The sequence below is a fragment of the Streptomyces sp. NPDC050704 genome, assembly GCF_040654355.1.
Lineage (GTDB): Bacteria > Actinomycetota > Actinomycetes > Streptomycetales > Streptomycetaceae > Streptomyces.
On sequence record NZ_JBFAHW010000008.1, the window covers coordinates 130951 to 145711 of the forward strand.

Sequence of the window (14761 nt, forward strand, 5' to 3'; positions counted from 1 at the left end):
GTAAACTGAATCCAATTCAAATCGTGAAGCGGTCGCAGTGTGTCGATGCGGTGACCATTTCGCGCGGCGCCTCGGTGTCATGAAGAAGGAAGGCCTGGTTACAGGGCCCGCCTCTTGCCGTGTCTGTCCTGTGCGTACGGCCTCCGTCCCGTCTTTCCGTGTCCGCCCCCCGGGAAAACTCCTGCATCAAGGCTAGCTGTACTGAGTTCAGTTCTGTACCGTCCCGAGCGGTGGCAGGGTACGGGACCGTGCCGCGGGAAGGAGAGTCGGAGCATGAGCGCCATTCAGCGTTCCGCCACATCAGGGGCGGACTCAGGGACCGAGTCAGCGGCCTACGATCCGCGTACGGTGCGCCGCGCGATGCTCGCCGGCAGCCTCGGCACCCTGATCGAGTACTACGACTTCAGCGTCTACGGCTATCTCGCCGTAGTGATCGCTCCGCAGTTCTTCCCGAGTGACGATCCGGCGGCCTCGCTCCTGGCGGCGCTCGCGGTGTTCGCCACCGGCCTTGTGGTGCGGCCGGTCGGCGGTGTGTTCTTCGGGTGGATCGGCGACCGATGGGGCCGGCGCAAGGCGCTGGTCTCCTCGGTGCTGTGCATGGGAGTGGCCAGCAGCATCACGGGCCTGCTGCCGACCTACAGCCAGATCGGCGTGGCCGCCGCCGTGCTGCTCCTCCTCGCCCGGCTGGTGCAGGGCATATCCACGGGCGGCGAGTCGGTCGGCGCCTACACCTACATCTACGAGTCCGCGCCGCCTCAGCGGCGGGCCTTCCTCGGTGCCGTCACGCCCATCGGGTCCAACCTCGGGTTCATGTTCGCGGCCGCCACGGCCGGGGTGATCTCCGCGCTCGCCACCAAGGACCAGATGGCCGACTGGGGCTGGCGGCTGCCCTTCCTGATGGCCGTGCCGCTCACCCTGTTCTGCCTGTGGGCCCGGCTGCGGATCGAGGACACGCCGGAGTTCGAGGAGGCCGCACAGCGCGCCGACATCCCCACGGCTCCGATCCGGGAGGTCCTGGCCACCCACCGCGCGGCGCTGCTGCAGTCCATCGGTCTGTCCATGGCGCAGGGCGGCGCCGTCTTCCTCGGTCTGACGTACATCGGCATCCATCTGACCAACGACCTGGGGTACGACTCCACGCAGGTGCTCTGGCTGAGCGCGGGCGTCGTGCTCGTCACCGTGCTGCTCATGGTGCCGGCCGGCCGGCTCGCCGGCCGGTTCGGCTCCCGGCGCATCCTGCTGTCCGGGTTGCTGGGATTCCTGGTGACCGCCTACCCTGCGATGCTGCTCATGGGCCGGGACAGCCTGGCTCTGGCCGGCCTGGCCTACCTGCTCTTCATGCTGAGCAGCGCGTTCGTGCAGGTTCCGGCGGCCAGTCTGTGGCCGCATCTGTTCGAACGCCGGGTCCGCTACACCGGCATGGCCATCGGGTACAACATCGGCACCGTCCTCGCGGGCGGTACGGCTCCGTACATCGCGACCTTCCTGGTCCAGCGGACCGGGAACCAGATCTCCCCGGCGTTCTTCGTCATGGTGGTCTGCGTGATCGGGATCGGTGCCCTGCTCACCGTCCGCAAGGACGTGTAGGGGGCGCCGGCCTGGTTCCAGTGGTTCAGCGGGCGGTCCAGCCTCCGTCGACGTAGAGCTCCGAGCCGGTCATGAAGCCCGCGTCGTCCGAGGCGAGGAACGCCACGGCGCCCGCCACCTCCTCGGTCCTGCCCAGCCGGCCGAGTGGGGTGCCCTCGATCATCGCGGTGAGCCGTGGGGTGCCCCGCCACAGCTCCCGTGACAGGGGCGTCTCGATGAAGCCGGGATGCAGCGAGTTGACCCGTACACCGCGCGCGCCCCAGTGCAGCGCCGCGTTCTTGGTCATCAGCCGTACCGCGCCCTTGGCCGCGTGGTACGAGAACTGGGCGCCGAAGCCGCCGACGGTACCGAAGATCGAGGCGATGTTGACGACGGAGCCGCCGCCGGACCGCTCGATGGCCGCGCCGCCGTGCTTCATGCCGAGCCACACGCCCGTCTGCGTCACCCCGATCACCTGGTCCCAGGTCTCCCGGGTCTCGGTCTCCACCGTGCCCATCGCGGCGATGCCCGCGTTGTTGACCAGGACCGACAGACTTCCCAGCCGGTCGCTCACATGGGCGACGACCGCCTCCCAGGCCGTCTCGTCGGTGACGTCCAGGCGCAGTCCCACTGCACCGCCCGGCAGCTCCGCGGCGAGCTTCTCGCACCGGTCCGCGTCGAGATCGGTGACCACGACGGTCGCACCCTCGGCCGCCAGCCGTCGCACGATCGCCTCGCCGATGCCTCCGGTGGCACCGGTCACCAGCGCCACCTTCTCCGAGAGTCGGTCTTTGCTCACCACTCCACCACTGTTCAACACATCCCTTTTCTCAGGTGCGCGGCACATCGATCGACAGACCGGAGCGCAGCAGCGCGGGCACCGCCGAACCGACCCGGTCGAAGCCCGGGCCGACGGTGCGTCCGGCGAGATGGCGGGCGTGGATGCCCTCCGCGATGACCGCCAGCTTGAAGTACCCGAGGGCCTGGTGGAACGGCAGCGCGGAGACATCGCGGCCGGACCGCGCCGCGTACCGTTCCGCCAGCTCGGGTGCGGAGAGGAAGCCCGGGTTGGCCGTCGGGACGTGCTCCCCGCCGAGGACCGGCTCGCACACCGGGTCCCAGTAGACGAGGAGCAGGCCGAGGTCGGCGAGCGGATCGCCCAGCGCGGCCATCTCCCAGTCGACGATCGCCGCGATCCGCCCCGGGTCGCCGGCGGTCAGGATGACGTTGTCCAGCCGGTAGTCCCCGTGCAGGATCGCCGAGGCCGACCCGTCGTCCCGCGCGGGCGGCAGTCCCCGTTCCAACTTCCTGTGCAGCGCGTCCAGTTCGGGCAGTTCGCGGGTGGTGACCCGGTCCCACTGGCCGCGCCACCGCCGCACCTGGCGCTCCACGTATCCGGCCGGGCGCCCGAATCCGCCCAGCCCGACCTCGTCCGGATCGAGCGCGTGCAGCGCGGCGAGCTGGTCGACCAGCGCCTCGGAGCACCGCCTGGCGTCCTCGGCGGACAGCCCGGCCGCCTGTTCGCCGTCCCGCAGCACGTCACCGTCGACGAAGGACACGACGGTGAACGGCGTGCCGATCACCGACTCGTCGGTGCAGGAGAGCACGGTCCGCGGCACCGGGACATCGGTGGCGGTGAGCGCGGCCATGACGCGGTACTCGCGGTCCATGTCGTGCGCGGTCGGGGTGAGCGTGCCCAGCGGTGGCCTGCGCAGCACCCAGCGGTGCGGGCCGTCGGTCACGAGGTACGTGAGATTGGACCGCCCGCCGAGCAGCGGGCGGATGTCCAAGGGGCCGGTGCACTGCGGGACTTCGCGCCGGAAGAAGCGCTGCAGCGCGGGCAGGTCGACCCCGGCCACGGTTGAGCCGCCGGCGGCCGTCACCGCACACCCCCTCGCTCCCGTGCGGCCCGGACCGCGCGTTTGGCGATGGCCCACCGGTGGGTCTCCGACGGTCCGTCATAGATGCGGAAGGGCCGGACTTCGCGGTAGAGGGCGGCCAGCGGCGTGTCCTCGGAGATGCCGAGCGCCCCGCAGACCTGGACCGCGCGGTCCACGACCCGGTTCACGGCCTCGGACACGAAGGTCTTCGCGATGGAGGTGTGCTGCGCGCCGGTTCGGCCCTGGTCGAGCTCCCAGCAGGCACGCCAGAGCACCGCCCGGCTCGTCTCGATGTCGATCTCCGAGTCGGCCAACTGCTGCTGCACCATGCCGAGTTCGGCCAACGGCCCGCCGAAGGCCGTACGCGCGGCGGCCCGGTCCAGGGCGATGTCCTGCGCCCGGCGGGCCACCCCGAGCCACCGCATGCAGTGGGTCAGCCGGGCGGGTCCGAGACGCACCTGTGCGTACTCGAATCCCTTGTCGGCCTCGCCGAGCACCGCGTCGTCGGTCACCTCGCAGTCGTCGAAGGCGAGTTCGCTGTGACCGGCGAACAGGCCCCGGTCCAGGGTGCCGATGTTCCTGACCACCTTCATGCCCGGGTTGTCGGCGCCGACCAGGAACATCGTCGCCCCGCCCGGATCACCGGGCTCCCCGCTGGTGCGCGCCATGCAGATGGCGAACGCCGCCCCGTCCGCTCCGCTGATGAACCACTTGCGGCCGTTGATCCGCCAGCCGCCGGGGACCCGGACCGCCGTCGTGGCGAGCGCCCGCGGGTCGGAGCCGGCGCCGGGGGAGGGCTCGGTCATCGCGAAGCACGACCGCGTCCCACCGGCCGCCAGGGGAGCGAGGAAGCGGGTCTTCTGCTCTTCGGTGGCGACCGCTTCGAGCAGATGCATGTTGCCCTCGTCGGGCGCCGCGCAGTTCAGGGCCAGCGGGCCCAGCAGCGAATATCCCGCCGCCTCGAAGACGACCGCCTGACCGCGCAGATCCAGACCGAGCCCTCCCCACCGCTGCGGGACATGGGGAGCGAACACCCCCGCCCCGCGGGCCGCCGCCTGCAGCTCGCGCCTCAGCGACTCAGGGCCGGCGTGCACGTCCCCGTAGCAGTCCTCCTCCGCGGGCAGCACGGTCGCCCGGACGAAGTCGGCGGTCCGCCGCGCGATGTCGGCGACCTCCCGGTCGATGCCGAACTCGATGGCCATACGGTCCCTCTCGATCCTGTACTGGGTGGTGTACGAGGTCACTCCCTGACCCCGCGCCAGGCCAGCGCGCCGCCGTCGATGACGTACGACGTGCCGGTGATGAACGCCGCGTCGTCGGAGGCCAGGAAGCAGGCGAGCTTCGCCACCTCCTCCGGCCGTCCGAGTCGCCGCACGAGCTGCGGAGCGGTCAACTCCCGCTCCATGGCTTCGCGGTCGTCGGCCGCCTCGAAGAAGTCCCGCGCCAGGGGCGTCTCGATGACGCCGGGGCAGAAGCAGTTGCAGCGCACCGGCGCCAGGTCGACGGCGGTGACCTTGGTGAGGTGGATGACGCCCGCTTTGGTGGTGCCGTAGACGGGGGCCAGGGGGAAACCGGTGAGCCCGGACACCGAGGCCGTGTTGACGATCGAGGGGCCGCGGGTGGAACGCCGCAGGTGTGGCGCGGCGAACTTCGTCGCGAGCCAGACGGCCTTGAGGTTGACCTCGTAGACCGCGTCCCAGACCTCTTCGGGCAGCGCGTCGACCGCGCGGTCCGCCGGCCGGTCCACCAGCGAGGATTCGACCACCCCGGCGTTGTTGACGAGGACGTCGAGCCCGCGGAACCGTTCCGCCGCGCGGGCCACCATCGCCTCGATGTGGTCGCGGTCGCGCAGATCGCAGACGATCGCCTCCGCCTCGGCCCCGGCGGCGCGTACGAGGTCGGCCGTCCCGGCCGCGGTCGCCTCGTTCCGGTCGGCGACCGCGACCGCCGCCGCGCCCCGGCGCGCCATCTCCACGGCGATCGCCTGTCCGATGCCCTGGCCGGCGCCGGTCACGAGGACCGTCTTGCCGTCGAGCGAGCCCATGCCCATGTCCCCGCCCCCGCTCACAGCTTCTCGAAGATGTCGGAGCCCGCGACGGACATGGCGACGAAGACGCCCGCGGAGGTCACCAGCGTCATGACGAGCGCGATGGCCGCGACCAGCGGATAGGAGCCGTTGGACCAGTAGTCGAACAGGATGGTCCCCATGACCTGCGTCGTGGGTGCTCGTACCAGCAGCGAGGCGGTGAACTCATGGGTGAGCAGCACGAACATCAGTGCTGCGGCGCCCGCGAGCGTGGGGCGCAGCAGCGGCAGCACGATCTCGGTGTTGGTCCGCAGCGCGCCCGCCCCGCTGGTCCGCGACGCCTCCTGGTACGTGTCGCCGAGTGCCACCATTCCGGACAGCTGCATCCGGGTGGCGAAGGGCAGCATCAGTGTCACGTAGACGAGGACGATCACCGTGCGGGTGCCGTACAGGATGAACGGCTCGCGGCTGTACGTCAGCAGGAAGCCGGCGCCGAAGACCACCGCGGGGATTCCGAGGGGCATCGCGACGACGAAGTCGACCGTGGCCCGGATGATGCGGAACCGGCGCGCCTTGAGCAGCAGCGAGGCGGCGATGAACCCGAGCGGCAGCGCGATGGCGACGGAGATGACCGAGGTGGTGAGGCTGTTGAGGATCGCGTCGGTGATCCCGGACTCCTGGAAGACCTGCCGGAAGTTGTCGAGCGTGAACCCGCTCGGCTCGATCCGTCCACTCCAGAAGGCGGATAGCGACACCACCGTGAGGGCGCCCAGCGGCAGTGCGAGCGCCACCAGGCCGTAGAGGACGATGCCGGTGACCGCTACCCACGACGGTCGCCCGCCGGACCGGAACGCCTTGCCGCCGTGGGTGACGAAGCGGCTGTGGTCGCCGAGGATCACCTTCTGGAAGAGGACGACGGCGATACCGAAGAGCAGCAGCGGCGAGCCGATCGCGGCGGCCTTCCCGTAGTCGACCGGGCTCTGCGACACGGCGACGTACATGTCGGTGGTGAGTACGTTGACACCGTTGTTCCTGCCGAGCAGCAGCGGTCCCGTGAACTGGCCGAGTCCGAGGAGCAGGGCCACGAAACCCCCGTACACCAGGACCGGTCGCAGGAGCGGCAGCGTCACCCGGAAGAACACCCCGGCCGGCGACGATCCGCTGACCTGCGCCGCCTCGATCAGCTCCGAGTTGATGTTGCCGAAGCCGGCGCTGACGAACAGGTAGACGAAGGCGGTCAGGCCGAAGCCGGTGATGAGCACGATCCACGGCAGCGTGTAGATGTCGACGGGGCCCTCGTCGAGATGGTTCCACCACGGCAGGTTGCGCAGCGCCGCGTTGAGGTAGCCGGGGCGGGGCGAGAACAGGAACGCCCAGCCGGTCACCGCCGCCACGGCCGGGACCACGATGGGCAGGACGGGCAGGATGCGCAGCAGCCGCAGGCGGGGTGGCAGACGGGTCGCCGCCCAGGCCAGGAACGTGCCGAGGACGAGCGCGATGACCAGCGAACCCAGCGCCATCCCGGCCGTCGTGCGCAGCGTCTCGGCCATGTCCGGGCTGTCGAAGGCGGCACTGTAGCCACGGGCGTCGTCCTCGAAGGCCAGCCGTTGCAGGCCCACCAGGGGAGCGATCACCAGGTAGCCGATGGCGGCCAGGAACGCGAGCGCGCCGAGCCGCGGCAGGTGGCGCCGCGCACGGTTCAGCGCCGTCGGGCCCGGCGGGGCCGCGGGCGGCGGTGTCGTCGTGGGCGTGGGGGAGGGAGCGGGTACGGTGGGTGCGGCCACGACGTCACGCCCCCACTGCCGCGGCGGGGGTGTGGGCGGCTGTCCGTACCCCGTCGGCGTCGAAGTAGATGGCCGTGTCCTTGGCGAACCACGCGGTCACCCGCTGCCCGCGCGCCAGGCCCCGGGCCCATGGCTTGCCGTTCAGCGGCGCCCGCGCGTGCAGGCGGCTGCCCGCGATCGACACGACCACGTCCATGTGACGCCCGCCGAACTGGGCGTCGACGACCTCCGCCGGGAGGCCGACCCCGTGGGCGGGCGGCTTCTCCTCGGCCGGACAGAGCTGGAGGTCGTCGGGGCGCAGCCGGGCGGCGACCTCGCCGAGCGAGCGGGGTACGGGGAGTTCGTCGGCCACCGTCGGGCTTGCCGCGCCCAGTTGACCTGTCGCCCCCGCCGTGCCCGACGGGTCGTCGGCGTCCGCTTGGCCGGCGAGGACCCATCCCTCGCCCTGACGCCGGAGCGGGAGCCGGTTCGACATGCCGATGAAGCCGGCGACGTACTCCGTGGCCGGTTCCTCGAAGACCCGCTCCGGTGTGTCGAGTTGCTCGATCCGCCCCGCCTTCATGATCGCCAGGCGGTCGCCGAGTGCCAGCGCCTCGCTCTGGTCGTGGGTGACGAAGACGGCGGTGAAGCCCAGTCGTGCGTGCAGTTCGTGCAGTTGGGCGCGTACCTGGTCGCGCAGCCGGGCGTCGAGGTTGCTCAGCGGCTCGTCGAAGAGGACCAGGTCGGGCTGGGCGGCCAAGCCGCGGGCCAGGGCGACCCGCTGCTGCTGGCCGCCGCTGAGCTGCGCCGGATAGCGGTCGAGCAGGGCCGAGCATTCGACCAGCTCGGCCGCCTCCTCGATCCGCCCGCGCGCCTGTTCGCGGGGCACCCGTCGGGTTCTCAGGGGATATCCGATGTTGCGGCGCACCGTCATATGCGGCCACAGCGCGTAGGACTGGAACACCATCCCGATCCGGCGCTTGTTCGGGGGGAGGTTGACCTTCCCCCGAATGTCCAGCACCGTCTGGTCGCTCAGCGAGATGCGCCCCACATCGGGCGTCTCCAGACCGGCCAGACAGCGCAGAGTCGTGGTTTTCCCGCAGCCGCTCGGACCGAGCAGGACGATGAACTCGCCCCGCTCGATCTCCAGCGACAAGTCGTCCACCGCGACAGCCGGCGGCTTGCCGGCGAACCTTTTCGTCAGACCCTCGATGCGCACGTGGGACACGGGGGACTCCTCACATCCAAAGATCAGGTGAGTGGGCACCCGTAGGCGCGAGTGCCCACACTGCTGTGCATCGGTCCTGGCTGATGCGGTCCACCACCCCTACTGGAACAGGGACTTCCACTTCTTCTGGTACGCGGCCACGGCGTCCGGCGTGAGCTTCGCCGGGTCCTGCACCCGTACCTTGTCGTTGGTGATCACTGTGCCGGGGACCTTGGGCAGCACCGACCCGGCCGACGGTGTGATCAGCTCCTGCCCCTCGGCGGTCACCATGAAGTTGGCGAACAGCTGGCCGGCGTTGGGGTGCGGGCCGCTCTTGAGCACCATGCCGTAGTACCGGGCGCCCCAGGCGCCGTCCGGCGGCATGCGGTAGTCGACCGGCGCGCCCTTCTTCTTCGCGGGCTCGAGCGCGATCGGCGCGATGAAGCTGCCGGCGGCGATCTCGCCGGACTGCAGCGCCTCGCCCATCGGCAGGGAGCTGGGGTAGATGCGCGGCTTCTGGGCGGCCAGCTTCTTCACGAAGTCGGCGCCGTACGTCTCCTCCAGCCACAGGTAGAAGTCGACGAGCGAGGGCGCCGTCGGCTCGACGACACCGATCTTGCCGCCGGCGAGTGACGGGTCGAGCAGGTCCGGGTAGTCGGTCAGCCCCTTGGGCTGGAGCTTGGTGTTCCAGCCGAACGTGAGTACCGCGGAGTTGGTCTCGAAGTAGTTGCCCTTGTGGACGTACTGCTTGGTGTCGTAGGTGCCATTGCCGGTCAGTTCGGGACCGGTCGGCGCCAGGAACCGCCCGGCCTCGGCCTGCGGCTTCACCCAGGACAGGCTCGCGCTGACATACGTGTCGGCGATGCCCTTGCCGGTGTTGAACTCCGTCTCGACCTTCACGCCGAGGTCGCCGTCGACGCCCCGGACGGTCTTGACGTCGATCCCCGGGTACTTGGCCTCGAAGGCCTTGGCGAGGTTGTTGAGGGCGGTCAGATCCTGGGCCGAGTAGACCGTGATCTGTCCTTCCTTCTTCGCTGCGGCGACCAGTTCGTCCAGGCCCGCCGACGCGGGCACGACTTTGGTCTCGGCGTTGTCGCCGCCGCACGCGGTGAGCAGCAGTGAGGTGATCGATAGCAGGATGAGCAAAGCCCCGCGCCGTCGCGGATCTGATCTCATTCTCGGCTCCCTTACGTGAAACCGGCTCCCGGGCCGAACCGGCGCACAACCGAGTGACTTCGCGCTGGACGGTGGCCGGATGGCCAAGATTTCGTGGAAGTTACCAAACTGAACTCGGTTAGGCAATAGAATGCGCAGCCGCGTGACCGAAGGATTGATGGGGCGATGCGGGGGTGGCCGCCCTCGGTCCGACCTGCTCCGTGTGCGGGGCGAAGTGCGACCGCTGTGGCCTCATGGAGGCCTTTCGGCATCGGCCGCACCGGCACTGGGTGGATGCCGGTGGAGGTCGCGTCGGGTGTGGAGTACATGCGATCCTGGCCGCTCGGCCAGGACGCCCGGGACGCTCTCGGGGCATGAGCTGGACTTATTTCAGTTCAGTATCCGGCTCGAAGGGGGATGCCGGACCGCCTCAGCCGACGGCGTTCTCACCATGCGCGACGCCGTCGATCCGCACAAGCGTCTTACCTGTGTTGTCGCCCCGCAGTAATCCCGCCAGCGCCGACGGCGCCTGCGGCAGCCCGTCGACGACCGTCTCGTGGCAGTGGAGGCGGCCTTCGCGGATCCATGCGCCCGCTTGCCGTGTCATCTCGGGCAGCAGGTCGGTGTGGCCGCTCGCGCGAAAGCCCCGGATCGTCAGCCCCTTCGTCACCGCCAGCATGAGGTTCCCGGGGCCGTGTGGCGGCTCCTGGGCCGCATACTCCGAGATCATGCCGCAGATGGCGACGCGGCCCGAGCTCCGCAGCGCCCCGAGAGCGGCCTCGAGATGGTCGCCGCCGACGTTGTCGAAGTACACGTCTATGCCGTCGGGGGCCGCCTTGCGCAGGAGGTCGGGGAGAGCGCCGCGCCTGTAGTTGAACGCGGCGTCCAGGCCGAGCTCCTCCAGGAGGTAGCGCACCTTCTCGTCGGAACCAGCGCTGCCGACGACGCGGTGCCCGCGGATCTTCGCCATCTGTGCGGCGAGGCTGCCGACCGCGCCGGCCGCGGCGGAGACCCAGACGACGTCACCGTCGCGCAGGCCGCCGGCATGGAAGAGCCCGGCGTAGGCGGTGAGTCCATTGGCGCCGAGCGCACCGAGGTACACCTGTGGAGGTGCGACGCGTACGTCGAGCTTCGTGAGCGTGCCGACCCCGCCGAGCGCTTGCTTCTCCGCCTCGACGACCGCGTAGTCGCGCCAGCCGGAGGCGTGCCACACCGTGTCGCCGGGGGCGAACCCGTCGGCGCGGGACGCGATGACCTGCCCGACGGTCATGACCCCGTCCATCGGCGCTTCGAGGCGGAAGGCGGGGAAGTATCCCGGTGGCGCCGTCTCCCTGAGCCGCAGCCGGAGAGCGGCGTCGACAGAGGTCCACGTGTTCCGGACCAGCACCTCGCCCGGCCGCGGTTGCCGCACCTCGACCTCGACGATGCGAAAGTCCGACGCCCGGACCTCGCCGCGTGGGTACGCGACCGGCCAGACCTCACGACCGATCGCCGACGCGCCTTCAAGAGGCGCGTGAGCCGACCCGGCCCGGTGCTCATCTGCTCCATGAACTGAACTTGTGTCACCGTACATTCGCTCGTCCACCTTGTACGTCGGCGCCCGGTGGGCAGGACTTCGCCGAGCGGTGAGGCGTCGGCCACTGAGTGATAACTGAGGTTGGTTCACGGGGGCGGGCTGAGTCGGAGACTCGCGAGGCGCGGCGACTCGTGCGGCCCGACGTCACCGGCGATCTCGACGACCACGACGGACAACCCGTCGCGTAGGGCTCTCTCGCGCGCGGTCAGCCCGGCCATTCCCGCGCCGACGGCGAGCAGGTCGACCGTCCGGTGGTCCGACATGCGCACTCAACCCCTTTCGTGACGTGTGGTGCGTGGTCAGCCGGGGACGAGCACAGCCCGCCCTCGCATCAGGCCCCGGCGAAGCCGGTCGATCGCCTCCGGTGCGGCGGACAGCGGGAACTGCTCCGTCTCCACGTGGATCGCCCCCGAGCGGGCCAGTGCGACGACCTCGACGAGTTCGGGGCGACTTCCCCAGAAGGGCAGCGAGAGCCTGAAGCCCGGCGGGAGGACGCCCGGTTTGGAGACCGTCAGCCGGCCGCCTCCGCTGCCGACGACGGCGAGTTCGCCACCCGGGCGCAGAATGCCGGTCGCGAGTTCCAGCGTCTCGGTGGTGCCGACGAAGTCGAGCACGGCGTCCGCGCCCGCGCCACCACTCCGCTTCCGCAGGACGCCCGCGGTGTCAGCGCCCATCAGGCTGCCGAAGTCCGCGCCGGAGCGGTCCGCGAGAGCCAGCGCCTCCTCCCGGACGTCGACCGCCAGTACGCGGCTCGGGGTGGTCGCCCGGAGGATCTGCACGGCCAGGTGACCGAGCCCGCCGACACCGATGACGGCGGTGGTGGTGCCCTCCCCGAGCGCGTGCCGGAGACCGGCCAGGGCGTGATAGGACGTGAGGCCCGCGTCGGAGAGGGGAGCCGCCTGATCCGCCGGCAAGTCGCCGATCGGCACCAGATGGCGGGCGGACGGGACGAGTACGTACGCGGCCATTCCGCCGTCCCGGCCCAGTCCCGCGCCGTGCCAGGCGAGAGAGGAGCGCCGGTCGCAGTAGTTGTCCCGGCCCGCGGCGCAACGGTCGCAGGCGCCGCAGCCCCACGGTCCGTACAGCACCACGCGGTCACCGACCGCCACCCCGTCGGCGTCGGCGTCGGCGTCGGGCCCCAGGGCCGCGATCCGCCCGGCGACCTCGTGGCCGAGGGTGAACGGCAGCCGGTAGGGGAGTGCTCCCGGAGCCGCGTCGATGACGTGCAGATCGGAGTGGCACAGCCCGGTGGCCTCGACGCGCACCAGCACCTCGGCGCCCTGCGGATCGGGCCGCTCGACCTCGGTCTGTGTCGGGGGCTCGCCCCACGCCGTCAGCCGCAGTGCCCTCATCTTCACCGTCCCAGGTCTTGTCAGCGGCACGCCCGGCCGTCACGGTAACAGAGGTGAAGTCAGTTCAATAGGACGAGGAGCAGTGGAGGAGGCATCGACTTGATGCACGGAGACGTCGGGGCGGACAGGTTCGCGGACAAGGTCGTGATGGTGACGGGTGCCGGCTCCGGCATGGGTGCGGCGGTCGCCCGGCAGCTGGCCACGGAAGGGGCGCGGGCCGTCGTCCTCGCCGACGTGAACGCCGAAGGCGCCGCGGCCGTCGCCAAGGAACTGCCCGCCGCCGAGGCGGTCGCACTCGACGTGGCGGACGCGGCGGGCGTCGACGCCGCCGTCCAGGACGTGCTGCGCCGGCACGGACGGCTCGACGTCGTGGTGCACGCGGCCGGGGTCGACGACCCCGGGGCCAAGCAGCGCATCGCGGACGCGCTGGTCGAGGGGCGGCCGGTCGAGGTGACCGACTCCCTCGACGACGCCTCCTGGCGGCGCGTCATGGCGGTGAACCTGGACGGTACGTTCCATGTGCTGCGCGCCGCGGTGCGGGTTATGCGGCCTTTCGGTGCCGGGGCGATCGTGGTGATCGGCTCGTCGTCGGCCTTCGACACCCCCGTCGGCTACCCCCACTACGCCGCCTCCAAGGCGGGTGTGCACGCGCTGAGCCAAGCCGTGGCCAAGGAGGTCGTCGCGGCCGGGATCCGCGTGAACGTGGTGGCTCCAGGGCCGACGGAGACGGGGATGGCGGCGCGCACGCCCGAGGCGCTGCGCGCCGGTTTCGCCGACCCGCGGGTGCGCCCGTACGCGACGGCCGAGGAGATCGCCGACATCGCGCTCTTCCTCGCGAGCGATGCCGCGGCGAACCTGGTGGGCGCGGTGCTGCTCGCCAACGGCGGCCGGTTCACCGCCTGAGCAAATCAATAGGTGCACGGGTCTTGCCCGGCCGGAGTGCTGTGCTTACGGTCAATGAATTGAGTTCAGTTCTTACGCGTTGATGCGTCAGTGGCAATGGCACGATGGAGACCTCATGCACCGTCGTCACCCCGAGATCGACCCCCAGTCGCTGTCCGAAACCGACGAGCAGCGGCAACTGCGGGCGGTCCTGCGGGACTTCTACACCGAGACAAGTGGTCCCGAGGACGTCCGCAAGCACCTGGCCACCCCGCGCGGATACGACGAACCGCTCTGGACGCGGCTCGCGGGAGAGATCGGGGTGCACGGACTGGCCGTGCCCGAGGAGTACGGCGGGTCGGGCTTCACGTTCGCCGAGCTGGCCGTGGCCCTGGAGGAATCAGGGCGCGCCCTGTACTGCGCGCCGCTGCTGCCCACGGTGGCCCTCGCCGCTCACGCCCTGCTGTACAGCGGCGACCGCACGGCATGCGAGCGCTACCTGTCGCGGATCGCCGACGGCACGCTCACCGCGACCGTGGCCGGGTTCGGCACCGCTGAACCCGGCGGGCCCGACGAGCCCGAGGTCACCGCCGAGCAGGGCGGCGCGGGCTGGGTGCTGCGCGGCCGGGCGGACTTCGTGCTCGACGGGGCCGGCGCGGACCTGATCCTCGTACGGGCCCAGACCCCCGCCGGTGCCCGGCTGTTCGCCTGTGAACCCACCTCGGACACCTGTCGGCGGACTCCGCGCCGCGTCCTGGACGAGACGCGGCGCCAAGCGCTGGTGGAGTTCCAGGGGGCCCCGGCCACCACCGTGGGCACGGCGGAGGGCGCCGAGGACACCGTTTCGGCGACCCTCGACATCGGGCGGACCGCGCTGGCGGCCGAGCAGGTCGGCGGCAGCGGGCACGCGCTGGACGCCACGGTCGAGTTCGCCGCACAGCGCCACCAGTTCGGGCGCCCCATCGGTTCCTTCCAGGCGGTCAAGCACCGGCTGGCGGATGTGCTGGTCGCGCTGGAGGCGGCCCGCTCGGCGTCGGCGTACGCCACTGCCTGCGCCGCCCTCGCCCCGCCGCAGCTGCCGGTGGCCGCCTGCGCCGCCGCCGTCGTCTGCTCCGAGACCTTCCGCCTGGCGACCGCCGAATACGTCCAACTGCACGGCGGCATCGGCTTCACCTGGGAGCACCCGGCCCATCTGTACGTGCGCCGCGCACGCAGCGGCGAGGTGCTGTTCGGCACCGCGGACGGGCACCGGGCCCGACTCGCCGATCTCATCGGTCTCGCCGCCCGCGCCGCTGCCTGACCGGGCCGACCTGACCGGATCAACCTGACCGGGCCAAGAGGACAGCGAGACAGC

Annotated in this window: 13 protein-coding genes; 3 read left to right on the top strand and 10 right to left on the bottom strand. The window is 71.0% G+C overall.

What is annotated here, in order from left to right; genetic code table 11:
- Positions 1-273: 273 nt before the first annotated feature.
- A complete protein-coding gene (locus AB0I18_RS06615; RefSeq protein ID WP_363104255.1) occupies positions 274-1587 on the top strand; it encodes an MFS transporter in 1314 nt (437 codons plus the stop codon).
- Between the two features lie 25 nt (positions 1588-1612).
- On the opposite strand, the gene AB0I18_RS06620 is transcribed toward AB0I18_RS06615, so the two are convergent.
- From AB0I18_RS06620 to AB0I18_RS06665, 10 genes are all read right to left on the bottom strand, one after another.
- Entirely contained in the window at positions 1613-2365 is a 753-nt protein-coding gene (locus AB0I18_RS06620) for a glucose 1-dehydrogenase (RefSeq protein ID WP_363104256.1), read from the bottom strand.
- Positions 2366-2396: 31 nt separating this feature from the next.
- Positions 2397-3449, bottom strand: a complete 1053-nt coding sequence (locus AB0I18_RS06625; RefSeq protein ID WP_363104257.1) for a phosphotransferase family protein — start codon at positions 3447-3449, stop codon at positions 2397-2399.
- Positions 3446-4648, bottom strand: coding sequence for an acyl-CoA dehydrogenase family protein (locus AB0I18_RS06630; RefSeq protein ID WP_363104300.1), 1203 nt, complete (start codon positions 4646-4648; stop codon positions 3446-3448). Before AB0I18_RS06630 ends, AB0I18_RS06625 begins: the two co-directional genes overlap by 4 nt.
- Before the next feature lie 38 nt (positions 4649-4686).
- On the bottom strand, positions 4687-5490 hold the full coding sequence (locus tag AB0I18_RS06635) for an SDR family NAD(P)-dependent oxidoreductase (RefSeq protein WP_363104258.1): 804 nt from the start codon (positions 5488-5490) through the stop codon (positions 4687-4689).
- Positions 5491-5510: 20 nt separating this feature from the next.
- Complete coding sequence (locus tag AB0I18_RS06640) at positions 5511-7256, bottom strand: iron ABC transporter permease (protein ID WP_363104259.1); 1746 nt, start codon at positions 7254-7256, stop codon at positions 5511-5513.
- 4 nt (positions 7257-7260) lie between these two features.
- Positions 7261-8463 carry an ABC transporter ATP-binding protein gene (locus AB0I18_RS06645; RefSeq protein ID WP_363104260.1) on the bottom strand — a complete coding sequence of 401 codons (1203 nt, stop codon included), beginning with the start codon at positions 8461-8463 and terminating at the stop codon, positions 7261-7263.
- A gap of 99 nt (positions 8464-8562) precedes the next feature.
- Positions 8563-9618 carry an extracellular solute-binding protein gene (locus AB0I18_RS06650; protein WP_363104261.1) on the bottom strand — a complete coding sequence of 352 codons (1056 nt, stop codon included), beginning with the start codon at positions 9616-9618 and terminating at the stop codon, positions 8563-8565.
- Between the two features lie 409 nt (positions 9619-10027).
- The gene (locus AB0I18_RS06655; protein ID WP_363104262.1) at positions 10028-11170 is read right to left on the bottom strand and encodes an NADP-dependent oxidoreductase; all 1143 of its coding nucleotides are present in this window, start codon (positions 11168-11170) and stop codon (positions 10028-10030) included.
- Positions 11171-11259: 89 nt separating this feature from the next.
- Positions 11260-11436, bottom strand: a complete 177-nt coding sequence (locus AB0I18_RS06660; protein ID WP_363104263.1) for an NAD(P)-binding protein — start codon at positions 11434-11436, stop codon at positions 11260-11262.
- A gap of 36 nt (positions 11437-11472) precedes the next feature.
- Positions 11473-12525 carry an NAD(P)-dependent alcohol dehydrogenase gene (locus tag AB0I18_RS06665; RefSeq protein WP_363104264.1) on the bottom strand — a complete coding sequence of 351 codons (1053 nt, stop codon included), beginning with the start codon at positions 12523-12525 and terminating at the stop codon, positions 11473-11475.
- Between the two features lie 102 nt (positions 12526-12627).
- On the opposite strand from AB0I18_RS06665, the gene AB0I18_RS06670 reads away from it, so the two are divergent.
- Positions 12628-13428 carry an SDR family NAD(P)-dependent oxidoreductase gene (locus tag AB0I18_RS06670; RefSeq protein WP_363104265.1) on the top strand — a complete coding sequence of 267 codons (801 nt, stop codon included), beginning with the start codon at positions 12628-12630 and terminating at the stop codon, positions 13426-13428.
- Between the two features lie 115 nt (positions 13429-13543).
- Positions 13544-14707, top strand: a complete 1164-nt coding sequence (locus AB0I18_RS06675; protein ID WP_363104266.1) for an acyl-CoA dehydrogenase family protein — start codon at positions 13544-13546, stop codon at positions 14705-14707.
- Positions 14708-14761: the final 54 nt, after the last annotated feature.